Source organism: Trichlorobacter thiogenes, from assembly GCF_900167465.1.
In the GTDB taxonomy this organism is placed as follows: domain Bacteria; phylum Desulfobacterota; class Desulfuromonadia; order Geobacterales; family Pseudopelobacteraceae; genus Trichlorobacter; species Trichlorobacter thiogenes.
In genome coordinates this window covers 1-22,242 of record NZ_FUWR01000021.1, presented here as the reverse complement: position 1 = coordinate 22,242, position 22,242 = coordinate 1, and the positions used below count along the sequence as shown (strand labels likewise).

At 55.1% G+C, this 22,242-nt stretch carries 19 protein-coding genes and 2 pseudogenes; 17 read left to right on the top strand and 4 right to left on the bottom strand.

Going from position 1 to position 22,242, the window contains the following annotated elements; all coding sequences use genetic code 11:
* Positions 1–8: 8 nt before the first annotated feature.
* Together B5D39_RS14320 and B5D39_RS14315 are read right to left on the bottom strand one after the other, a co-directional pair.
* On the bottom strand, positions 9–767 hold the full coding sequence (locus tag B5D39_RS14320; RefSeq protein WP_078791135.1) for a substrate-binding domain-containing protein: 759 nt from the start codon (positions 765–767) through the stop codon (positions 9–11).
* Between the two features lie 28 nt (positions 768–795).
* Positions 796–1,167, bottom strand: a complete 372-nt coding sequence (locus B5D39_RS14315) for a hypothetical protein (protein ID WP_078791134.1) — start codon at positions 1,165–1,167, stop codon at positions 796–798.
* A 411-nt stretch (positions 1,168–1,578) separates the two neighbouring features.
* On the opposite strand from B5D39_RS14315, the gene B5D39_RS14310 reads away from it, so the two are divergent.
* The 9 genes from B5D39_RS14310 (at position 1,579) to B5D39_RS14270 (ending at position 12,648) form a co-directional block, all read left to right on the top strand.
* A complete protein-coding gene (locus B5D39_RS14310) occupies positions 1,579–1,875 on the top strand; it encodes a hypothetical protein (protein ID WP_078791133.1) in 297 nt (98 codons plus the stop codon).
* Between the two features lie 40 nt (positions 1,876–1,915).
* Positions 1,916–3,097 carry a macrolide transporter subunit MacA gene (gene macA, locus B5D39_RS14305; protein ID WP_078791132.1) on the top strand — a complete coding sequence of 394 codons (1,182 nt, stop codon included), beginning with the start codon at positions 1,916–1,918 and terminating at the stop codon, positions 3,095–3,097.
* Between the two features lie 2 nt (positions 3,098–3,099).
* The gene (locus tag B5D39_RS14300; protein WP_078791131.1) at positions 3,100–5,058 is read left to right on the top strand and encodes a MacB family efflux pump subunit; all 1,959 of its coding nucleotides are present in this window, start codon (positions 3,100–3,102) and stop codon (positions 5,056–5,058) included.
* 5 nt (positions 5,059–5,063) lie between these two features.
* Positions 5,064–6,479, top strand: a complete 1,416-nt coding sequence (locus B5D39_RS14295) for an efflux transporter outer membrane subunit (RefSeq protein ID WP_078791130.1) — start codon at positions 5,064–5,066, stop codon at positions 6,477–6,479.
* Positions 6,480–6,540: 61 nt separating this feature from the next.
* Positions 6,541–7,932 carry a UbiD family decarboxylase gene (locus tag B5D39_RS14290; RefSeq protein WP_078791129.1) on the top strand — a complete coding sequence of 464 codons (1,392 nt, stop codon included), beginning with the start codon at positions 6,541–6,543 and terminating at the stop codon, positions 7,930–7,932.
* Positions 7,929–8,795 (top strand): 4-hydroxybenzoate octaprenyltransferase, encoded by an 867-nt coding sequence (locus tag B5D39_RS14285; protein WP_078791128.1) that lies wholly within the window; start codon positions 7,929–7,931, stop codon positions 8,793–8,795. Before B5D39_RS14290 ends, B5D39_RS14285 begins: the two co-directional genes overlap by 4 nt.
* A 3-nt stretch (positions 8,796–8,798) precedes the next feature.
* The gene (locus B5D39_RS14280) at positions 8,799–9,386 is read left to right on the top strand and encodes a UbiX family flavin prenyltransferase (protein ID WP_078791127.1); all 588 of its coding nucleotides are present in this window, start codon (positions 8,799–8,801) and stop codon (positions 9,384–9,386) included.
* A gap of 188 nt (positions 9,387–9,574) precedes the next feature.
* Positions 9,575–11,518, top strand: coding sequence for a tail fiber domain-containing protein (locus tag B5D39_RS14275; protein ID WP_161947515.1), 1,944 nt, complete (start codon positions 9,575–9,577; stop codon positions 11,516–11,518).
* Between the two features lie 29 nt (positions 11,519–11,547).
* On the top strand, positions 11,548–12,648 hold the full coding sequence (locus B5D39_RS14270; RefSeq protein ID WP_078791125.1) for a BACON domain-containing protein: 1,101 nt from the start codon (positions 11,548–11,550) through the stop codon (positions 12,646–12,648).
* A gap of 82 nt (positions 12,649–12,730) precedes the next feature.
* Here B5D39_RS14270 and B5D39_RS14265 read toward each other — a convergent pair whose 3' ends face one another.
* Complete coding sequence (locus B5D39_RS14265) at positions 12,731–13,924, bottom strand: FprA family A-type flavoprotein (protein WP_078791124.1); 1,194 nt, start codon at positions 13,922–13,924, stop codon at positions 12,731–12,733.
* 187 nt (positions 13,925–14,111) lie between these two features.
* Between B5D39_RS14265 and radA the strand changes: the two genes are divergently transcribed.
* The 3 genes from radA to B5D39_RS14250 all read left to right on the top strand — a co-directional run bounded on the left by radA (position 14,112) and on the right by B5D39_RS14250 (position 17,342).
* On the top strand, positions 14,112–15,464 hold the full coding sequence (gene radA, locus B5D39_RS14260) for a DNA repair protein RadA (protein ID WP_078791123.1): 1,353 nt from the start codon (positions 14,112–14,114) through the stop codon (positions 15,462–15,464).
* 75 nt (positions 15,465–15,539) lie between these two features.
* Positions 15,540–15,896: an RNA polymerase-binding protein DksA gene (gene dksA, locus B5D39_RS14255; RefSeq protein WP_078791122.1), complete on the top strand. Its 357-nt coding sequence runs from the start codon at positions 15,540–15,542 to the stop codon at positions 15,894–15,896.
* A 36-nt stretch (positions 15,897–15,932) separates the two neighbouring features.
* Entirely contained in the window at positions 15,933–17,342 is a 1,410-nt protein-coding gene (locus B5D39_RS14250) for a sensor histidine kinase (protein ID WP_078791121.1), read from the top strand.
* Positions 17,343–17,349: 7 nt separating this feature from the next.
* On the opposite strand, the gene B5D39_RS14245 is transcribed toward B5D39_RS14250, so the two are convergent.
* Complete coding sequence (locus tag B5D39_RS14245) at positions 17,350–18,054, bottom strand: PilZ domain-containing protein (RefSeq protein ID WP_078791120.1); 705 nt, start codon at positions 18,052–18,054, stop codon at positions 17,350–17,352.
* Between the two features lie 118 nt (positions 18,055–18,172).
* On the opposite strand from B5D39_RS14245, the gene cysS reads away from it, so the two are divergent.
* From cysS to B5D39_RS17240, 5 genes and pseudogenes are all read left to right on the top strand, one after another.
* The gene (gene cysS, locus B5D39_RS14240) at positions 18,173–19,636 is read left to right on the top strand and encodes a cysteine--tRNA ligase (protein WP_078791119.1); all 1,464 of its coding nucleotides are present in this window, start codon (positions 18,173–18,175) and stop codon (positions 19,634–19,636) included.
* An 82-nt stretch (positions 19,637–19,718) separates the two neighbouring features.
* Positions 19,719–21,380, top strand: coding sequence for a sensor histidine kinase (locus tag B5D39_RS14235; RefSeq protein WP_078791118.1), 1,662 nt, complete (start codon positions 19,719–19,721; stop codon positions 21,378–21,380).
* The gene (locus B5D39_RS14230; RefSeq protein ID WP_078791117.1) at positions 21,358–21,738 is read left to right on the top strand and encodes a response regulator; all 381 of its coding nucleotides are present in this window, start codon (positions 21,358–21,360) and stop codon (positions 21,736–21,738) included. The genes B5D39_RS14235 and B5D39_RS14230 overlap by 23 nt, the downstream gene beginning before the upstream one ends.
* Before the next feature lie 21 nt (positions 21,739–21,759).
* Positions 21,760–21,897, top strand: a pseudogene (locus B5D39_RS14225) (nucleotidyltransferase family protein); the annotation flags it as partial.
* 138 nt (positions 21,898–22,035) lie between these two features.
* Positions 22,036–22,242, top strand: a pseudogene (locus B5D39_RS17240) (ISL3 family transposase); the annotation flags it as partial.

Below are 22,242 nucleotides of genomic sequence, written 5' to 3'. Positions count from 1 at the left end.
TGTGCGGCCTATTCATCCATAAAGCCAAATTCTTCCTTATAAAATGTCAGTACCTTTTTAACCTTGGCAGACGGTTCGCCCTTGGTCACAACTTCCATGGGCAGATGCATTGCTGGAATGGCAGGAACTTTTGTCGAAGGCGTTACCAGCCCACTGGAACTTAAAACGATTGCCGCTGGGTCCTTGAGTACAATCTCCCTTAGATTGAAATGGTCTTCGGCAGATTTTGCCTGACTTGTAACCTTCTCTCCATCCAGCACCCAGTCGCTAAAAGGCCCATTCAGATAAGGCGTTTCCTTGCCCCAATAGACGTTTATGGCGAGATCCGGGCCACCAACATCGCGCCAGTTAGTAATGGTACCGGTAAAAATTGCTTTAAGTTGTTGTTTTGATAAATTACCAACCTTATTGCTTTTATTTACGAGAACCAGCAGGCTTGTTTGAGCAACGATGGTGCGCTTCAGGGTGGCCGGGTTGATGGTGACTCCTGCGGTATGTGCTCTGGCAATCAGATCATTAAATGACAGTCCATTGATAGAGGCCATATCAACCTCGCCCTTTTCCAGTGAGATCAGGGTTTCCGGTGCGTTGCTTTTTGTGATTAACGTTAGTTTGTCGCCGGTAGTTGATTCGTAGGCAGATTGAATAGGTGAAAACAGCTTGGTAATAGAGCTGTTCGTACCGGATACTTTGATTTCTTCTGCCTGTGCAGAAGCAAGTGTCAGAAAAAACAGTGCTACCGAGAAGATAAATTTTTTCTTGATCATAGAGCGTATCGCCCCCCTTTCGCAGGTATTAGCGTGAGGATTCCATCATCAGATGTTTCATGTAGGCGCTGATATTTTTCATGTGCGCTCTAGGTATCATAAGAGCTCCATTTCCCGATGTTTTACGATACATGGAAAAAATCACCCGCTGCAGAGAATCCATATCAAACGGTTGTCTTGAATATGAAAGGGTGCCAGTTAGATAGGCCATGACAACCCGTTGTTCGGAATGGCACTTGGTGCAATGCAACCTGAATACTTCATTGTTTCTTTTCATGTCGGCTGGATACGATGACGGGTCAAAACGTAAATGCTCTCCCCGGCCTATGGTGTGTATCTCTGCATACGCCGCAGAGGTGAAAAAACAGCTTACAGCAAAAGCAAGTACTAGTTTCTTCATAGGGTAAAGCTCCTTTCGTACGGTGTTAAATCTTTGCAAACAATTTTTAGGAGGTTGACGTTTTGTCAGGGTGAACGTAACTAGATACCATTATTTCCCGTAATTTCAAGTGTAGAATTTAAAAAACACCAGTTTTTCTAAGTGGATATATATGATCAGGTATGTCTGTTGTTGATTTTATGCCTGATATTTGCGTGTAAGACGAGCAGTGCCGTCACGGGTGAATCGAAAACCGTCTGCAGTACAGCTATGCATACTCCCAGACAGGCTGCCAGCAGACGCACTATCCCATGCTGCTTTACATAACTTTACCTATCCCACCTGCCTTTTAACCCAGATATCCCCTCACAAAGAGTAGAGTTTCTCCTAATCAAGAGATGCATAACTATGCATTTTACAAAGGAGACACCTATGACTATCAGCTACAGAAAGCGAATTGCCAGCCTCTGCCTGTTTACCGCCATGATCCCTGTGCTCTGCTGGGCAGAAAGTGACACCAACAGGCCGCCCCGTGGAGAACGCAGAAGGCCACCCCAGGAGGCTTTTGATGCCTGCAAAGGTAAAACAGAAGGGGCAAGCGTCACCATTTCAACCGCCCATGGCAGCTTCAAGGCAACCTGCAGGAATTTTGAGGGTTCATTGGCTGCTATTCCTGAATGTGGTCCACCGCCACCGCGAGACGCCAACGGACCGCCGCCTGAACGCTAGGGAGCGGTATCAAGGCGTTCCGTAACAAAGGAAACAAGTCATGAATGTTCCCCCAAAGAGGCGGCTCATCATCGGTATCATTATCATTTTACTGCTATCGGCCGGGGTGGTGCTTGCCAGAAAGTTCCTGTCACCGGCAAAGATCACCTACATAACGGCTCCAGCTGTCCGTATGGATCTGGAAGATAGCGTTCTTGCCACCGGCATCCTGAAGGCATTCAAGACAGTGGCAGTGGGCGCACAGGTAAATGGGCAGTTAAAGGCACTCCACGTTGCGTTGGGTGCCAAGGTAAAAAAGGGGCAGTTGCTGGCTGAGATCGATCCGGTGCTGCCGCAAAACACCCTTAAAGATGCTGAGGCCCAGGTGGAAAACCTGCAAGCGCAGAAGCGATCAAAGCAGGCAGTGCTGAATCAGTATGAATTGGCCCATCGGCGCCAGAGCCAGATGCATGCCAAGGATGCCGGTTCCTGGGCTGATCTTGAGTCTGCGCAAGCCCAATTGGAAAGCACCAGGCATGATATCTCCTCCCTTGAAGCCCAGATCAAGAAGGCAATCATTGCGGTTGATACGGCCAGGGCCAATCTTGGGTATACCCGTATCCATGCGCCAATCGACGGGACGGTTATCTCAATTGATACCGAAGAGGGGCAGACCGTGGTGTCGAATCAAAGCGCCACAACGATCCTGACCCTGGCCACCCTGGACAGCATGACCGTCAAGGCCAAGATTTCTGAGGCGGATGTGACGAGGGTAAAAGCAGGGTTACCGACGTACTTCACCCTGTTGGGAGACAGCGATACCCGTTATCACGGCACATTGCGGGCCATCGAGCCAGGTCCGGTTTCAGCCAGTACCACAACCAGCAGCACCAGTAGTTCCAGTTCGGCGATTTACTACTACGGACTCTTCGAGGTGCCAAACCCTGATAACAAACTCAAAGTATCGATGACTGCGCAAGTTGCCATTGTGCTGAATCAGGCCAGACAGGCGCTCTGTATCCCGGTGTCAGCCCTTGGCGAAAAACAGAAAGACGGCAGGATGAAGGTTAAGGTGTTGGCGGGTGAGCAGACAGAAGTCCGAACGATCCGTACCGGCATCTCCAATAGTGTGCAGATTCAGGTCATAGACGGGTTACGGGATGGCGAAAAGGTCATCATCGGTGACAGTTCCAACCTGCCGAAGACCGACACAAACAACAGGCCACCTCCGGGAAGACGATAGGTATGGGGAAAGCACTCCTTGAAATACACGCCTTAGTGCGTCGTTTCTCTACCGGGGATCAGCAGGTCGAAGTTCTCAAGGGGATTGATCTGACCATCAACGCCGGAGAGATGGTCGCTATTGTTGGCGCATCAGGATCAGGGAAATCCACGTTAATGAATATCCTTGGTTGCCTGGACCGCCCCAGCGAGGGAAGCTACCTGATTGACGGGCGTGAGACCAGCAGTCTGTCAGATGATGAATTGGCGAGCCTTCGGCGCGATTACTTCGGGTTTATCTTCCAGCGCTACCACTTGCTGCCCCACCTGACAGCCACCCAGAATGCCGAGATCCCTGCGATCTATGCCGGCGTTAACAAGCAGACCCGGCAGGAACGTGCCAGACAACTCCTTGAACGTCTTGGCCTTGGTGACCGGGCTGATCATCGCCCCAACCAGCTTTCCGGCGGCCAGCAGCAGCGGGTCAGTATTGCCCGAGCATTGATGAATGGCGGTGACGTCATTCTGGCTGATGAACCAACCGGCGCACTGGACAGTAAAAGTGGCGAAGAAATGATGGCGGTGCTGCATGAACTGCATGGCAACGGGCATACCATAATCCTGGTCACCCACGACCAGCAGGTGGCCGCCAATGCCGAACGGATCATTGAGATCAGCGATGGTGTGATTATCCGCGACCAGGCCAATCCAGAACGGCAGACGACAGCACCAGCTCAATTGCCAACAAAGGTTCCAGCCGCACAGTCGGCTAATCTTCTCCAGGCCAACTGGGGACGATTTGCCGAAGCCTTCAAAATGGCGCTGATCGCCATGCTGTCGCACCGTATGCGGACCCTGTTGACCATGCTGGGAATCATCATCGGCATTACCTCGGTTGTTTCGGTGGTGGCGCTGGGGCAGGGGGCACAACAGAAGGTTATAAAAGACATCAGTGCCATGGGAACGAATGTTATTGATGTGAACCCCGGCAAGGATTGGGGAGACGAGGATGCTGCCAGTATCCAGACCCTGATGCAACCTGATCTGGAAGCGTTAAAGGCACAGGTATATGTTGACAGCGCATCACCGGCAACCGGCGGCAGTCAACTGCTGCGCTATCGCAATCTTACCGCCACGGCATCGGTAAATGGTGTGAGCGAGCAGTACTTCCGGGTCAAGGGGTATGAGATTGCAGATGGCATTTCCTTTACTGGCGATGACGTGAAGCAGCAGGCGCAGGTAGTGGTGATTGACCAGAACAGTCGTAAAAAGTTCTTCAGCAACGAAGACGCCATCGGCAAGGTTCTCTTTGTGGGCTCACTGCCCTGCCGGGTCATTGGCGTAAGCAAGGAAAAGGACGGCCCTATGGGGAACAGCTCGAATCTTGAGGTCTGGATACCCTACACAGCCGCCATGAATCGACTTTTGGGGCAGCAGTATTTCAGCTCCATTACGGTCCGGGTCAAGGACGGCATCTCCAATCAGGTGGCAGAACAGAGTATCACGAAGTTGATCACCCAGCGCCATGGCCGCAAGGATTTCTACACCAACAGCAGTGACAGCATCATGAAGACCATCAACAAAACCACCACCACTTTGAAGCTGATGATTTCAGCCATTGCCGTCATATCGCTTGTTGTTGGTGGCATCGGCGTTATGAACATCATGCTGGTCTCGGTTACCGAGCGTACCCACGAGATCGGCATCAGGATGGCGGTTGGAGCGCGTCAGGAGGATATCATGCAGCAGTTCCTGATTGAGTCGGTTCTGGTTTGCCTGTTGGGAGGGATGATCGGCATTATCTGCTCCTGGGGAGTCGGCAAGGTGTTCTCCCTGTTCGTGACCAGCTTCGCCATGCAGTTTTCTCTTATGTCGATTGTTTTTGCATTCTTCTGTTCAACCATGATCGGTGTCATCTTCGGCTTCCTGCCGGCCCGCAATGCTGCCCGACTGGACCCGATCGAAGCGCTTGCCAGGGAGTAACTGCCATGCCCCGTCTGTTTTTTCATCTGATCAGGTTAGCCCTGGCGTTCTGCATGATGCTGCTGCTCAGCAGCTGCAGTCTGTTGCCCCGTTCCGAGTTTGCCCAGCCGCAGATGACACTGCCTGCAGGGTGGCAGCAGCACCAGACAGTGGATGGCGCCAGCATTGTTGCTGGAGATGGCTGGTGGAAGAGTTTTAATGATCCGCTGCTTGATCAGCTGATTGAGCGGGCCCTGCGCAGTAACAACAATCTGGTGGTGGCAGCCATCAAGGTCAGGCGGGCACAGCTACAAGCCGGTCTGGCCAACACCAACCTGACCCCATCCCTGAATGCAGGGGCCACCAGCAGCCTCAGCCAGGACCTGACCAGCAAAACTACAACACAGAGTCACGCCGTTACCGGTCAGCTTAGCTATGAGCTTGATCTGTGGGGCAGGCTGGCCAGTATCCGTGATGCAGCCCGCTGGGAGGCAGAGGCAACTGAGCAGGATCGTCGCAGCACAGCCCTGAGCCTGATCGGCACCGTTGCAACCGCCTACTGGCAGATTGCCTGGCTGAACCAGCGGATCAGTCTGGCTGAAGCAAGTATTGCTGCTGCTGAAAAGACGGTGCAACTGGTACAGATCAAGTATCAGTCCGGTGCTGTATCCGGTATTGATCTGGTTCAGGCAGAACAGACCGTTGCCTCCCAGCAGGCCACCCTGGTTCAGTTGCAGCAACAACGGATTGAGGCACGCAATACCCTGGCACTTCTGTTTGATCAGGCCCCGCAGCAGCATCTGGCAGAACAACAACGCCTGCCGGATGCGGCTCTACCCGCCATCAAAGCCGGGTTGCCAGTTGAACTGCTGGCCAGACGGCCTGACCTGCGGGCAGCAGAGCTGCGGCTGCGGGAATACCTTGCCAATGTGGATGCCAGCCGGGCCAGCTTCTATCCCACCTTTACCCTGACCGGCAACCTGGGCAGCAGCAGTATCAGTCTGGAACAGGTCCTGAAGAATCCCATTGCCACCCTGGGTGCCGGACTGACCTTGCCGTTTCTGCAGTGGAACACAGCCAAACTGACGGTTGCTGTTTCACAGACCAGCTACGAAGAGGCGGTGGTCAATTTCAGACAGACCCTCTACACGGCGCTTGGTGATGTGGAAAACAGTCTCGCTGCGGTGCGCAGCTATCAGGAACAGGGGAAGCATCTGGAGCGGGCACTGCAACTGGCGCAACAGGCAGAACAGCGGGCTGCGGTCCGCTATCAGGCCGGGGCAACCGGGGTGCAGGCCTGGCTGGATGAACAGGAACGCAGCAGAACCGCCGAGATACAACTTCTGGAAAACCGTTTGAACCGCCTCAAGGCCCGCATGACACTCCATCAGGCCCTTGGGGGAGGTATGACGGAAAGGAGTAACCCTGCGAAACATGGTTGACAATCCCCTCAAAGCTCCTATCCTCTTCTGACCCTGACAGCCATCTGAGGAGCGGCACCCCATGCTCTCATCCCTGCATGATTTTATAGAACGCCTCGAACACCAGCATGATCTGCACCAGGTCAGCGCACCGGTGGCAACCCGTCTGGAGATTGCTGCCATTACCCGCAGGGTCAGCAGCTATCCTAAAGGGGGGCCGGCCTTGCTGTTTCAGCAGCCGGACCAGTATCCTTTTCCGGTGGCCACCAACCTGTTCGGCTCACAAGGCAGGATGCGGCTGGCACTGGGGCTGGACAGTCTGGAAGACCTGACCGCCTCCTTTGATACGATACTGCAAGCCCTTCCTGTACAGGGATTGACTGATCTTGGCGCTCTACTGGCCGGGCATCCTGATCTGGCCTGCTGCAAGCCGGTAGCAGTAGCTGATGGCCCTTGCCGTGAAGAGCTGGTACCAGGGGCAGACCTGCTCCAGTTCCCGTTTCTGCACAACTGGCCTGATGACGGCTCAGCTGCCGGAACCGGACGTTACCTGACCCTGGGGCAGGTGATCACCACAGCGCCGGATGGCCGTGACCTCAACTGCGGCATCTACCGTTGCCAGATCCATGACCCCCATACCCTGGCGATCCGCTGGCGTCATGGCAGCGGCGCGGCGAAGCATCATCAGCAGTTTATCCAGCAGGGTAACCGGATGCCGGTGGCGATTGTGCTGGGCGGGCCGCCGAGCCTGACTCTAGCCTCTGCCTGGCCCCTGCCACAGGGGCTGGATGAACTGGCTTTTGGCGGCTGGTTGCGAGGGACGTCGATTCCGGTTGTTGATTGCCCCCACGGTCCGCTGCAGGTTCCGGCTGAGGCAGAGCTGGTTATTGAAGGCTTTGCTGAACCAGATCTCCCGTTGGTGGAGGGCCCCTTTGGCAATCATACCGGCCAGTATGATCCGGCCGGTCCGGCAGCCCGTGTGACCATTACCCGGATCACCCGGCGCCATAACCCGATTATTCCAGCCACGGTGGTTGGTCCGCCGCCCCAGGAAGATTGCTGGATGATGCTGGGCTGGGAGCGGCTGCTGGCAGCGCTGTTGCCCAGACTGGTGCCGGGTGTGCGGGATATCAGGATGCCGCTGCCCTGGGTCTTCCGCAGCAGTGCGGTCATTTCCCTTGAAAACCCGTTGCCCCACATGGTACGAAAAACTGTTCAGGCCCTCTGGCAACTGCCCTGGTTCCGCAAGGCCCACCTGCTGATCATGGTGGATAGCGCCATTGCCCCCCATGATTTACTACAAGTGGCCTGGCGAACCGTTAATGAAACCGATTGGCTGGATGACCTGATACACGATGAGGCTGGCGGTCGTCTGGCAGTTGATGCCACCCGGCGCTCGGTTGAGGCGCTGCTGCCTGATCCAGCAACCAGCCAGCTGATGACACAACGTTGGAAGGAGTATGGTCTGCCATGACCGCTGTTCTGCAAAAAATCACCATCTTCATGGAGATGATCAAATTTTCCCACACCATCTTTGCCCTGCCCTTTGCCCTGTCCGGTGCCCTGCTGGCGATCCGCGGCCTGCCCAGCGGCAGGCAACTGCTGTTCATCATACTGGCCATGGTGGGTGCCCGCACCGCAGCCATGGCCATGAACCGGCTGATTGATGCTGATATTGATGCCAAAAATCCCCGCACTGCCAGCCGTGCCATTCCTGCCGGGCTACTTTCCAAAGGGGCGGTGTTCGGTGCCATCGTCCTGTCCGTGGGGCTGCTGCTCTGGTCCGCTGCCATGCTGAACCCGTTGTGTCTCAAGCTCTCCCCCATCGCCCTGGGGTTTCTGGTGCTCTACTCCTACTGCAAACGGTTTACTGCTCTGGCCCATATTGTACTGGGGATCTGCCTGGCAGCTGCGCCGATCGGGGCCTGGGTGGCACTCACCGGCAAAATCGAGCTGCCTGCCATTGTGCTGGGCCTGATCGTACTGTTCTGGGTATCGGCCTTTGACATGCTCTATGCCCTGCAGGATCTGGAGTATGACCGCTCTGTCGGCCTGCACTCTATCCCGGTGGCGTTGGGGGTCAATGGTTCTCTCTGGCTTTCACGGCTGTTCCATCTGATCACGGTTGGGCTGCTGGTCTGGCTGATTGTTCTGTTGGGGCTTGGGGTCTGGTTCTGGGTGGGCAGCGGGGCAATGGCTGCCATGCTGCTGTACGAACATTGGCTGCTGCGGGGAGGTGACCTGACCAAACTGGATGCCGCCTTCTTCACCATGAACGGCTACATCAGTCTGACCTTTCTGGCTGCCACGGCAGCGGATGTCTTTCTGGGGAGATGACAGATGAAGATTCTGCTTGCCATAACCGGTGCATCAGGCAGCATCTATGGCCTACGGCTGCTGGAAGAGCTGTTGCGGGCTGGGCATCAGTTAACTCTGGTGGCCAGCGAGAGTGGGCTGGAGGTCTGTCGTTATGAGACCGGCATTGAGTTGACTGACGCGGAGACGCTGAAGCAACGCTGGGGGCTGCCGGAGGCCAACTTGACCATCCGGGCTGCCACCGACCTCTGGGCTCCAGAGGCCAGCGGTTCAGCTGCGCCGGAGGCCATGGTGATCGCCCCTTGCAGCATGGGCACCGTAGGGCGGATTAGCGCCGGTATCTCCGGCAATCTGATCGAACGGGCAGCGGATGTGATGCTGAAGGAACATCGGCCCTTATTGCTGCTGCCACGGGAGACGCCGTTTTCAACCATCCATCTGGAAAACCTGCTGAAGCTATCCCGCTGCGGGGCGCGGATTATTCCGGCCATGCCCGGTTTTTATCAAAAGCCGGAAACGATTGATCAGCTAGTGGATTTTGTTGTGGGGAAGATGTTGGATCAGCTGGGTGTGGAGCATCAGCTGTTTAAACGCTGGGGAACAGCGGACTGAGGTCGTCGTTGCACCCCACGAAAGGTGGTGGCATGCGTGGATGGTCTGAAATCCGCCACTGCTGCCCTCTACTTAATAATCCCGCCAGGTTCCGTGCCTTCAAATAATGTTTACATCCCTTGTAAATGTCTGAATTGGTGATACAGCTTGTGTATGTGTCACCAATGAGCGTTCAGAAGGGAATCGACATGAAATCGTCTCTGCGGATGGTTCTGCCAACACTATTTGCTGCGCTGATTTTTTCAACCTTTGCCAGCGCCACGGTACCTGCCACCCTTAGCTACCAGGGTTATCTGAAAAACGGTGACGGCACACCGGTTTCCACGCCGGTCTCCATTACCTTTCGTCTGTACAGCGTGGCAAGCGGCGGCAGCGCACTGTGGACCGAGACCCAGCCGTCCGTCACGCCCAGCAACGGCATCTACCAGGTAATCCTGGGGAGCGTGACCCCGCTGACACTGGCCTTTGACAGCCAGTACTACCTGGGAGTCACCGTGGGGGCTGACCCGGAGATGACCCCCCGCCAGCCACTGACCAGTGTGCCCTATGCCCGTAAGGCGGCCAGTGTCGATGCCGGTACCCAGACCCTGCTGACCGGCGCCACCACCAATGTCGGGCTGATCGTCAAGGGGGTTGATAGCCAGACCGCCGATCTGCAGCAGTGGCAGAACAGTACCGGTACCGCCGTAGCGAAGCTCAGCCCGGTTGGCGAACTGACCATCGGTGGTGCCCTGAACCTGCCTGAACTGGGGCTGATCAAGGCCGGCGCATACACGCTGCTGCATACCACCGGAGACTATAATTTTTTTGCAGGGGAGCGGGCCGGAAATCTGACCACCACCGGTAGTAGTAGTACCGGTGTGGGATTCGATGCGCTGCATGCCAACACTACCGGCCTGAACAACAGTGCCTTCGGGCGGTATGCGCTGTATAGTAACACCACCGGAAACTACAACAGCGCCTTTGGGGCCAGTGCACTCTATAGAACAACCTCCGGTTCTGACAACACGGCCCAAGGGTTAAGTGCACTGTATGAAAACACTACCGGTGAGCGCAACACCGCTACCGGATCAGTAGCACTTTTTACTAACACAACGGGTTTTTATAACACGGCCAGTGGCTATGCTGCACTTTATGGCAACCAGACCGGCTCTAGAAACTCTGCCTTTGGTTATCATGCCTTGACGAGTCAAACCTCGGGATCTGGAAACACGGCGGTTGGTAATGAATCCTTGTTTTCAAATCAGCCAACCTCTGTCGGTGAAGGCAATTACAATACCGCGCTCGGTTCCCAGGCCGGTTACGCCAACATCACCGGCTGGAACAACACCTTCATTGGTGCCGAATCAGATATTGGCACGGCAACTCAGCTTCATAACGCCACTGCCATCGGCTACAACGCCAAGGTCAGTCAGAGCAACAGCCTGGTGCTGGGCGGCACCGGCCTGCTTGCTGTCAAGGTCGGCATCGGCACGGAGACACCGACCGCCACCCTGGATGTCAGGGGCACGGCCCGGATCAACGATAACGACCTGTACCTGCGGGGCGACATCAACCACGGCCTGGGCTGGTACGGAACCGACAAGGCGTTCGCAACCGTCAATATTGATGGTCCGGTGCTCTACGGCTGGTCAGGCGGGGCCCTCGGTATCACCAACGGGGGCCAGAAGGTCATGATGCAGTGGGGCAGCAGTGGCGTTGACTTCTCTGATTACACCCGTTTTAAAAAATTGTCCTCAGGGGCGACGTCCGCCTGTCTCGATTTCAACAACAGCATTTCAACCTGCAGTTCCGATGCCCGCCTGAAGAAGGATGTGGTGAACCTTGCGGATACGCTGGATCTGCAGCAAGCACTTGCCAGGCTGCGGGGGGTTGCCTTCACCTGGGACAGTTCAAACCCCAGGGGCGCCAGTGCCGGAGGAGGGCGGGACATCGGCATGATCGCCCAGGAGGTTGAAGCGGTCTTCCCGGAGATTGTGCATACCGACCAAGAGGGCTACAAATCGCTGGACTATCCCAAGCTGGTTGCCTTCCTGATCGAGGTGAACAAGGCCCAGGCCGTCCGGCTACAGGATCTTGACCGTAAATTTGACGCGCTACAGCAACGGTTGTCAGCTCTGGAAGCGAAATAACGCTGGTATAGCGTTATCCGGGAGGGGTTATGCGCATACAAGCCTTCGTAGCGCTGCTGCGCGTTATACTGTTGACGCTGGCGCTGCCCTGCCTGGCAGAGGCGGTCTACAGTCAACCTGCTGCCACCTTCTCAGCCGGCGGCGGTCTAACCACGTCGACACAGTACAGCAATCAGGGGATCATCGGCCAAGTGGGGGTGGTCGGCAGCTCAGGCAGCTCCCTGTACTCGGCCGAGCATGGCTTTCTGCCGGTGCTGGGGGGCTGGAAGCTGCTCTACCCGGTGATTGCTGCCACGCCGGGAACCCTGACCTTTACCCTCGCTGCCAATGCCAGTGCTGATCAGTCGCTCGGCATTAGCAACAGTGGAGGCAGTACCCTGGCCTGGACGGTGGTTAAAAATACGCCTGACACGATCTTCACCCTTACGCCAGCCAGCGGCAGCAATAGCGGCACGGTGACGGTGACGGCCAATGCCACCGGCCTGTCACTCGGTACCTACCAAAACAGTCTGACCATCAGCGGAGCGGGGATCAGCCAGACCATGCTGGTGCAGCTGGATCTGGCCGTCAGCACACCCGGACTCTACACCCTGCGGATTACACTCAAGCTGGCCACCTCGAAAAAGGGCGGCGGTACGGTGACCAGCACGGTGCCGGACAGTCGTCTAAGTTGCGCTCGCAACGGTGGGATCGACGATGTGATCTGTAGCGCCGAGTTTACGCCGGGGAGTTCGGTCACCCTCACGCAAACCCCTGACAGCAATACGCAGTGGGGTAGCTGGAGTGCCGCCGGTTGCGCCAGCAATCAGAACTGTGCGGTAGGGGTAAACAGCCCACTGGTCGATACGGCTATCACCTTCCCCTATGCGGCGATGGCAACCATCAACCTCGGTAGCGGCTTTGAATCCCTGATGCTGGCCTACGGCGCCGCTGCTGCAACGGACACCATCAAGGCCCGGGCGGTGGTTTTCCCTGCTGAGAATCTGCTATTGAATGCAGGCAAGAAGATTACTCTGCTGGGGGGGCTGGATGCCTACTACCTTCCTTTGGTGGGACAGTTTTCAACGTTGAGCGGTACGTTAACCGTTGGGACGGGAAGTCTGACAATTGACCGGCTGATTATCAAATGAGCGGGAGCTGCCCGGCAAAATGAAAACGAGGCGGACATCGTGCCCGCCTCGTCGTCTTCAGTTTGTAGCCGTTGCTAATCGACTAGTTCTTCTGGGCCACCGCCTCAGATACCGCGGCACCTAAGGCCTTGCATTGCTCAAGCAGATCAGCCGTTGGCGTAAAGACGGCCCGCAGCGGGTCAGCCACCAGTTTGAACCCCATCCCTTTCAGGCGTTCCTCCACCATCTTGCAGGCCTCGCCGCTCCAGCCGTAGCTGCCAAAGACCGCTGCCAGGTTGGTCTTGAGTTTGATGGTGCTCAGGTAGGCCAGTACGTCCCACATCGGTTTGGGCACATCGCGGTTGATGGTGGGCACGCCGAAGACCAGGGCATCAGCCTCTTCCATCAGATCACGCAGTTCATTATCGCTCAGGCCGACAATATGATGGCTGTCCACCTCGATCCCGTCCCGCGTAGCCCCAGCAACCAGGGCCTGGGCCATCTTTTCGGTGCTGCCATGGGGGGAGATGTAGAACACCAGCACCTTTTTACCAAATGATTTGGGCTTGCTCCAGTTCTCATACTGCTCAATTACCCGCCAGGGGTCTTTGCGGATAATCGGGCCATGGCTGGGGCAGATCATGTCGATCACATCATGGCGGATCTTTTCAACCGCAGCCAGCACCTTGTCCTTGAAGGGGCGCATCAGGCAGTCAAAATAGAATTCACGGGCCGAGGTAAAGTCTTCGATCTCGTCGTTAAAGATGCTGCGGGTGTTGCAGTAGTGGGCCCCAAAGCCATCACAGGTAAAAAGTATGTTTTCTTCTTCCAGCCGGGTGAACATGGTATCGGGCCAGTGCAGGAAGGGCGCCATGATAAAGCGCAGGGTGCGGCCGCCCAGATCAATGGTCTCGCCGTCCTTAACGGTCTTTGATTGGAACGGCTTGTGGATCATGTTGCCCACAAAGTTTTTGGCAGCCTGGGTTGAGACCACGGTTGCATTGGGGCAGTGTTCCAGTAGAAAGGAGAGTGAGCCGGAGTGGTCCGGCTCGGCATGGTTGACGATGATGTAATCCACCTTGGCCGGGTCAACCAGAGATTTAAGCTTGTCCATGAACTGGTCAACAAACTTGATCTTGACCGTGTCAATAATGGCGATTTTTTCAGTGCCCTGCACCAGATAGCTGTTGTAGGTGGTGCCATGTTCAGTGGGGAAAAGGTCGTCAAAGACCCGCAGTTCAGGATGTTGTGCTCCCAGCCAGTGAATGCCGGTTTTTATTTCAATAGTGCCGATCATGATCTGATTCTCCTTTTAATCCATATGTCTACTAATTAGTCATCTGTCTCTTTTAAGGCCGCAAAGTATACCAAACCGGATTTGTGTATACAAGCTGCAATTCAGCGGTTGTAGGGGCTGAACGGCTCTGTTAGAGTGCCGATGCTGCTGTTGAATATGCAGTGATCGTGCCGCCGGAGGTAATGACGTGCGTCAAAAAACCGTTTTCAGTTGCAGCCAATGTGGTTCCCAGTCACCCAAATGGCTGGGTAAATGCCCAGACTGCGGGGCATGGAACAGTATGGTGGAAGAGCAGCAGCCCACAGCTGCCGCTGCCCGCAGTGGACGTCCTACGCTGACCAAGAGCGTTGCCATACCAATCGGTGAAGTACCCCCTCAGGCGGAAGTGCGACTGGGCTGCGGCATTGGCGAGCTTGATCGGGTGCTGGGGGGCGGGTTGGTGCCCGGTTCACTGGTGCTGATCGGCGGTGACCCCGGCATCGGCAAATCAACCCTGCTGCTGCAGGCCATGCACCATCTGGCAGCCGATGGTGCGGTGTTGTATGTGTCCGGTGAGGAATCGGCCGCCCAGACCAGACTGCGGGGAGAACGGCTGGGGGTAAGTGGTCGCCAACTGCTGGTGTTGGCAGAGAATGGGCTGGAAGAGATCGTGGCCCAGGTGGAGAAGCTCAAGCCACGGGCGGTGGTGGTGGACTCGATCCAGACTGTCTGGACCCAGGCCTTGGAGTCTGCACCCGGTTCGGTCAGTCAGGTACGGGAGTCGGCTGGTCGGTTGATGCTATTGGCCAAGGGCAGCGGCATCCCGATCTTTATTGTGGGTCATGTCACCAAGGATGGCGCCATTGCCGGACCGCGGGTGCTGGAACATATGGTGGATACCGTGCTCTATTTTGAGGGTGACCGCGGCCACCCCTACCGGATTCTACGGGCAGTCAAGAACCGCTTTGGCTCCACCAACGAGATCGGTGTCTTTGAGATGAAATCCGGTGGTCTGGCCGAGGTGGCCAATCCATCAGAACTGTTCCTGTCTGAGCGGCCCCTTGACGCACCCGGCTCAGTGGTAACCGCCTCATTGGAAGGGAGCCGCACCCTGCTGGTGGAGATCCAGGCCCTGGTGACCCCCAGCGCCTACGGCACCCCCCGACGGACCACCATCGGGGTTGACAGCAACCGCCTGGCACTGCTGGTGGCGGTGTTGGAGAAAAAGGCCGGGCTGCATCTGGGGGGGCAGGATATCTTCCTGAATGTGGCTGGTGGTGCCCGTCTGAATGAACCTGCTGCGGATCTGGCCATGCTGCTGGCAGTGGCCTCAAGTCACCTTGATCGCCCGGTTGCCGCCGATGCCGTGGTGTTTGGCGAAGTCGGCCTGGCCGGTGAGGTGCGGGCCGTTAATCAGCCGGAACCGAGGCTGGGTGAGGCCACAAAACTCGGTTTCAAGCAGTGCATCCTGCCTGCCGGGAACCTTCGGCGACTCTCTGATGCTGGTCTGGAGCTGAACGGTGTCGCTTCTGTTCAGGACGTGTTACAGTTCCTGCTGTAACATACTTTTTACTGGACTTGGGCATCCAATGCTCTTAATATTGATCAATTATAGCCGTTGTATGTGAGGAGACTCATGGACGCCGAGAAACTTGAACAATTTCGTCAGCTGCTCCAGGAAGAGATGAAGGCGCTGCTGTCAGAAGCAGATAGAACAGTACATGAGATGGGGGATGAAGCCTCCCATTTTCCTGATCCCACCGACCGTGCCACCCAGGAATCTGACCGCACCTTTGAGCTGCGGATTCGTGACCGTGAACGGAAGCTGGCCAACAAAGTAAGGGAAGCCTTGGAGCGGATTGATGATGGGACCTACGGCATTTGTGAAGACTGTGGTGCCGACATTAGTGAGGCCCGCCTGAAGGCCCGACCGGTAACTACCCAGTGCATTGATTGTAAGATTGAGGCAGAAGAAAAGGAAAAACGTCACTAGGTCAGTCCTAACAGGGTCTGTTTTTACACCGCACTTATGCGCAGGATTCGCATGCCAGACACCACTACGAAAGAATCCCCAGCAACAGTTTCTAAAGGCCTTCAAGCACAGAAGGATCTTCAGCTTTTCTATTTATTCAGCACCACCCTGCTTTCCACCATGCAGCTTAACAAGCTGCTCCATCTTATCCTTTCCACCCTGGTCTGCGAAGAAAACAGCCTGTTCTGTCGAGCCATGTTGTTTCTCTATAACCAGAAAACCAACACTCTGCAGGGGATGCTGGGCATCTGTCGCAAAAGCACCGATGGATTACAGCTGGTGGACGCTGATCCCTCCAATCCACTGAGCGGTTACTGGGATCTTGATGAAGAGGCCATGGCCAGCCAACGCCAGTCTGATTTTTGCACAACGGTCAGGGAAACCCGGATTGACCTGGCGGAAGGGTGTCAGATTGTCTCCCATGTTGTTGATGAACGTCGCCTCTACCGGGTTGAGGATGCCCAATGCGTAAAATGCCAGAAATGTGATTTTATCTCCCGCTTTGGTATCAACTCCTTTGCTGCAGTCCCCTTGGTCACCCGTAACAATCTGGTTGGCATCATAATCGTTGATAACCCGTTCAAGAACCAACCGATTACCGACCAGCAGCTCCAGATACTGCAGCTGTTTGCCAATCAGGCCGGCATGGCCATTGAAAACACCCGGCTCTATCGCGATATTGAAGAAGCCCATGCCGAGCTGCGTGATGCCCGGCAACGCCTGATCCACGGTGCGCACCTGGCCGCCATCGGCGAGATGGCGGCATCCATCTCACACGAGCTGAAGACCCCCTTAATCACCATTGGTGGCTTTGCAGCCCGCCTGGGTCGTATGCTGCCGGAAAACACATCTCAACGTCACTGCCTGGACACCATTATCAGTGAATCACATCGACTTGAACGGCTTCTGGGTGACATCCTGACTTTTTCACGCAAGCCCACCATCTGTTATCAGGAGTGCGATCTGGCAGAGATCGTCAGGAGCTGCCTGGCTGATTATGCCCTTGCACTGGAAGAACGTAATATCAGGCTGAAGTCTGTTATACCTTCAGGCCCCTGTATTGTTCTGGGAGATAGCAGTCAACTGAAGCAGGTCTGTATCAACCTGATTGTGAATGCTCAGGAAGCGGTAGGCAAGGATGGTTCGCTGGACGTCGTGCTTTCGACTGCAGAAGAGAGAGGGAAAACCTGCGCTATTGTATCGTTTTCTGATAGCGGCGGTGGCATCCCGGAGGATGTCATCACTAAAATTTTCACCCCGTTTTTCACCACCAAACGTCATGGCACCGGACTTGGACTGGCCATTGTCAACCGGATCATCCAGAACCACGATGGTGTTCTAAAGGTCAACAATGTTGCCGCAGGAGCCGAGTTCCGGGTGATTCTTCCGCTGGCCTCCCGCGTGTAGCTTCCGCTTAATCCTTCAGTTCCCGAATGATCTCAGCCTGACGCTGGGCAATATACCTGCCGATCAGATCTTCGCTGCGACGATCATGCTCAAAGAGCATGATGCAACGGCAGGGTTGAGCGTCGCTTTCAAAACGGAGCAGGCGGGCCATAACCCGCAGCTTTTGGGGTGTTGACTGCCCCTGTAAAGTAAATGAAAGATTAAGATGGAAGTAGGTAAAATTTCCCAGCAGCGCTTTTTCTGGGACCTCCAGGGCGCAGCCGCCCAGGGAAAGATCTTTCAGCTTGGCGGTAAAGGTGGTGGTGCCTGCCTCAACCGGCACCTGAAACAGCCCGCCAATTTTTACCCGCAGGGTATTACGACGATCAGGTAGTAATTCAACATAGGAAAATTCAGACAGGATAATTTCGTCGGTCGCTGCGTCATAGGTTGCACTGGCATACACATCGTGTTCAAGCTTTGGAGAACGTATAATCGTGTAGCGGCTGGCCTTCAAGGCGCGGGTCTGGGTTGGATTGGAGCGGCAGATCAGGGTGTCGCCAAAGAGATAGAGCACCTCGGCCGCCGATGAAATGGGCACTTCTTTGTAATAATTAAAGAATAGCAGATCATGGGGACGCTTCTGGGAGAGCTTTAACAGGAGATCGAGAATTTCTCCCGGTTCACCCCGCTCAAGCAGTCGTAGCTGATCTTCATACTGCATTTTCTCCATGCCATCCCCCTGGCCGCTACTGTAGCACTCAGCAGTAGTAGCCTGCAAGAGCTGACCTCTTGCCTTCGGCCTGAAATCGTGACAAAGTATCAAAAAAATCAGCCTGTCTGGAGCTTTTATGGCGTTACGTCTTTACAACACCCTTACCGGTGAGAAAGAACCCTTTATCCCCCGTGTTGCAGGCAAGGTTGGCATGTATGTCTGCGGTGTGACGGTCTATGATTTTTGCCATATCGGCCATGCCCGGGCCGGCATTGTCTTTGACATGATTTACCGCTATCTGCGCTTTAGTGGCTATGACGTGACCTATGTCCGTAACTACACCGATATAGATGATAAAATTATCAACCGCGCCAATCAGGAAGGTACTGATTACCGCACCATTGCTGATCGCTATATCGCCACCTTTGATGAGGATATGGATCGTCTGGGCATGTTGCGGCCCACCATTGAGCCCAAGGCAACCGACCATATTGAAGATATCATCAGCATTATTCAGCGGCTGATTGACAATGGCCACGCCTATGCCGTTGATGGTGATGTCTATTTTGCCGTGGAAACCTTTCCTACCTACCTGAAGCTTTCCGGTCGCAACCTTGATGATATGCTGGCCGGAGCCAGGGTTGATGTGGATGAGCGCAAGCGTAACCCGATGGATTTTGCCCTCTGGAAGGGATCCAAGCCGGGAGAGCCGTTCTGGCAATCCCCCTGGGGGATCGGGCGTCCTGGCTGGCATATTGAATGTTCTGCCATGAGCATGCGTTTTCTCGGGCCTTCCTTTGATATCCATGGCGGCGGTAAGGACCTGGTCTTCCCCCACCATGAAAACGAGATCGCCCAGTCTGAAGGGGCCAATGGCTGCCGCTTTGTCAACTACTGGCTGCACAACGGCTTTGTGAACATCAACAGCGAGAAGATGAGCAAGTCGCTGGGCAACTTCTTTACCATCCGTGAGGTACTGGAACTGTTTGACCCTGAGACCTTGCGTTTCTTCATCCTGCAGGCCCACTACCGTTCTCCCCTGGATTATTCTGACCAGAACCTGCGGGAGGCCCAGACCGGTCTTTCCCGGATTTATGAGGCCTTGGCCGCGTTGGATCTGGCATTGGAAAAGCCGGCTGTTGAAACAGCGGTGGCGCCTTCTACTGCAGAATTTACTGAAAAGGTTACTGGCCTGCTGCCCCGTTTTAACGAGGCCATGGATGATGACTTCAATACCGCCCAGGCCTTGGGAACTCTGTTTGATGTTATCCGCACCCTGAACCGTCTGTTGGCTGAAGGTGGCGGCACCAGCAGCGCGTCCCGCGCTGATCTTGAACTGCTTAGGGATACTGTTGCCAGGATCGGTACCGTGTTGGGCCTGTTTTTAATCAAGCCGGCTGATTGGCTGGCCGCCCGTGAGGCAGAAAAAGCACAACACCTGGAGATCAGCCCGGAAGAGATTGAAGGATTGATTGTTGAGCGGGCTGAAGCCAGAAAAAACAAAAACTTTAAACGCAGTGATGAAATCAGGGACTACCTGCTGTCACGGGATATCCAACTGTTGGATACGCCACAGGGGACAACCTGGAAAGTAAAATAATGCTACGGGGGCGTAAACACTGCGTCCCTGTCGCTTGACCCTGAACATTCCCGTGGTATGCTTGGTGCCGGAGCCAGCTTAAATGGAGATTGCCGCGATAACAGACTGGGAGTGCTGCTGGGACCGTGACAGCATTGCCATGGGGGACTGCCCCAATATTGGCGAAGGAGATGAAGATCTCCTCTCGTCCCGTAGTCGTCGTATCCTTGAAAAGTGCTGTGAATGCGAGAATTTCAAGCGAGACATGGTCCGGTTCCGTGACAGCGGACATCCGTTGGCCCCTGTTTTTTCCATCCTGCATGCTGATTACCGCCGCCAGAAAACCCAGATTCAGTCCCTGGCCAACTTCCTTGATACCAAGACCCTTGAAGTCCGCTTCCTGCATGAACTGGGCTCAGTTTTACAAAGTTCGGTTGATCTGGATGAGGTGCTGTCGGTTGCCTTAACCGCCATCACCGCTGGCAAGGGGGTCGGCATGAACCGGGCCTTCCTGCTGCTGGCGGACAAGGAACGCCATATTCTGAAAGGGCACCTTGCCATTGGCCCCCGTTCTGCAGAAGAGGCGGGCCGGACCTGGCAGGAGATTGAATCAGGTGATCAGGACCTGCAGGGGCTGTCCCAGCTGTTTTTAAAAGATAAACTGACCGCTGAACGGAACAAATTCCATGACATCCTTGAACGCCTGATTGTTCCACTGGATGACGAACAGCATATCATTTCCCGAGCCCTGGAAGAGCGAAAGCCGATCCTGGTCACTGACGCCTTCCATCGTCAGGATCTGGATATCGATTTTGCGCGCCTGTTGGGGGTGGACACCTTCCTGGTTCTGCCGTTAATCACCCGTAACCGCCGTGTCGGGGCAATCATTGCCGACAATTTCATCACTCATCGAACCATCACAGAACAGGATATGCGGTCAATTGAGACCTTTACCTTTCCGGTGGCCTTTGCCATTGAACGTGCCTCCCTGTATGAACGGGTCCAGGAAGAGGTGGATAAGCTGCGGCAGGCCAACCTGCGGCTGCAGGAACAGCAGGAACAGCTGGTTCGGATGGAAAAGATGGCCCTGGTGGGGCGGATTACCTCCAGTATTGCCCACTCCATCCGCAATCCTCTGATGGTGATTGGCGGTTTTGCCCGCAGCATCCTTAAAAACACCCCGGATAATGATCCCAAGCGTACCTTTATTGAATCCATTGTAACTGAGGCCCGCCAACTGGAAGAGGTGCTGGGAGAGATCCTGACCTATTCCGATGCCCTCTTCCCCACCTGTGATTTCTGGGACCCCAACCAACTGGTGGAGTCGTCCCTGCGTGATGTGCAGGAACGTGCCGTTGCCCAGGACTACACCTGCCGCTTCCATGCTGGCGAGCAGTTGCCAGCGGTCTATATTGATTTCAAACAGACCACCTACTGCATCCGTAACATCCTGCTTAGCACCATTGACGGCCTGCATAACGGCTTCATTGATATCAGCACCAGGGCAGAGAGAGACCACGTGGATGTGCGGATTGTGGATCGTAACCGAACCCTGTCAGAAGATGAGCTTGAGGCACTGTTGACCCCCTTTACGGAGACCTGTGAGATGGGATCAGGCCTGAACATGGCCTTAAGCCGCAGCATGCTGGATAAACAGAATATCCCCCTGGTGGTGGTGGCACCGCCAGAGGGGGGGGTCACCTACACCATTAAACTTCCCACCCGCAAGGAGGAGCAACCCCATGAGCAGATTGCTGGTAGTTGACGACGAAGCCAATATCCGGCTGCTGTACAGCGAGGAACTGGCTGACGAAGGCTATACCGTTGAGACTGCGGCAAACATTGCCGAGGCAGTTGAGAAGCTGGGACAACAGAGCTTTGATCTGGCCGTGCTGGATATCAAGCTGAAGAACGAAAGCGGCATTGAACTGCTGCAGAAGATCGTCAAGGAACGCCATGATATGCCGGTCATCCTCTGCTCGGCCTTTTCCTGTTACAAGGATGATTTTTCTGCCTGGCTGGCAGACAGTTATGTGGTCAAATCCGGTGATCTGACGGAGCTGAAGGAAGAGATCAAGCGGGTGCTGGCCAAGAAGTCACAGCGTCGCGCTGCTGGGATGTAATCACAACAAGGAGATTTTAACATGAAAGCAGTCATCATGGCCGGCGGCTTCGGCACCCGCATCCAACCCCTCACCAGCAGTATGCCAAAACCGATGATTCCGCTCTTTAACCGGCCGATCATGCTGCATATCGTTGAACTGCTCAAAAAACATGAGGTTCTTCCGCAGAATTTATGGGTAACTGACCTGCCGAAGATGGTCTGAGCAGCTACCTGGTGAACGAAATAGAGCATCCCGCCTACAAATCTGTCATTGTGTGTTTCGACCAAGAAACCCAATACAGACAAGGAGAGCGGGATGCAGCTCAAGTCTATACTGAATTTCGTTCAACCGCATCAAGGTTTTGTGTATGGCGCTGTCCACCAGCGAAACAAGGGACAGCGCACGGTCCTTGACATTGAGATCCGCCCCCGCAAGAACAGGCAGCCTGTCTGTTCCAGATGCGGCAAACCTGGTCCCGGCTATGACACCTTGCCTGTGCGCCGGTTTGAGTTCGTGCCGCTA

Coding starts and splice junctions, on each gene's coding strand:
- B5D39_RS14320 (WP_078791135.1), bottom strand. CDS start 767: ATGATCAAGAAAAAATTTATCTTCTCGGTAGCACTGTTTTTTCTGACA.
- B5D39_RS14315 (WP_078791134.1), bottom strand. CDS start 1,167: ATGAAGAAACTAGTACTTGCTTTTGCTGTAAGCTGTTTTTTCACCTCT.
- B5D39_RS14310 (WP_078791133.1), top strand. CDS start 1,579: ATGACTATCAGCTACAGAAAGCGAATTGCCAGCCTCTGCCTGTTTACC.
- macA (WP_078791132.1), top strand. CDS start 1,916: ATGAATGTTCCCCCAAAGAGGCGGCTCATCATCGGTATCATTATCATT.
- B5D39_RS14300 (WP_078791131.1), top strand. CDS start 3,100: ATGGGGAAAGCACTCCTTGAAATACACGCCTTAGTGCGTCGTTTCTCT.
- B5D39_RS14295 (WP_078791130.1), top strand. CDS start 5,064: ATGCCCCGTCTGTTTTTTCATCTGATCAGGTTAGCCCTGGCGTTCTGC.
- B5D39_RS14290 (WP_078791129.1), top strand. CDS start 6,541: ATGCTCTCATCCCTGCATGATTTTATAGAACGCCTCGAACACCAGCAT.
- B5D39_RS14285 (WP_078791128.1), top strand. CDS start 7,929: ATGACCGCTGTTCTGCAAAAAATCACCATCTTCATGGAGATGATCAAA.
- B5D39_RS14280 (WP_078791127.1), top strand. CDS start 8,799: ATGAAGATTCTGCTTGCCATAACCGGTGCATCAGGCAGCATCTATGGC.
- B5D39_RS14275 (WP_161947515.1), top strand. CDS start 9,575: ATGAAATCGTCTCTGCGGATGGTTCTGCCAACACTATTTGCTGCGCTG.
- B5D39_RS14270 (WP_078791125.1), top strand. CDS start 11,548: ATGCGCATACAAGCCTTCGTAGCGCTGCTGCGCGTTATACTGTTGACG.
- B5D39_RS14265 (WP_078791124.1), bottom strand. CDS start 13,924: ATGATCGGCACTATTGAAATAAAAACCGGCATTCACTGGCTGGGAGCA.
- dksA (WP_078791122.1), top strand. CDS start 15,540: ATGGACGCCGAGAAACTTGAACAATTTCGTCAGCTGCTCCAGGAAGAG.
- B5D39_RS14250 (WP_078791121.1), top strand. CDS start 15,933: ATGCGCAGGATTCGCATGCCAGACACCACTACGAAAGAATCCCCAGCA.
- B5D39_RS14245 (WP_078791120.1), bottom strand. CDS start 18,054: ATGGAGAAAATGCAGTATGAAGATCAGCTACGACTGCTTGAGCGGGGT.
- cysS (WP_078791119.1), top strand. CDS start 18,173: ATGGCGTTACGTCTTTACAACACCCTTACCGGTGAGAAAGAACCCTTT.
- B5D39_RS14235 (WP_078791118.1), top strand. CDS start 19,719: ATGGAGATTGCCGCGATAACAGACTGGGAGTGCTGCTGGGACCGTGAC.
- B5D39_RS14230 (WP_078791117.1), top strand. CDS start 21,358: ATGAGCAGATTGCTGGTAGTTGACGACGAAGCCAATATCCGGCTGCTG.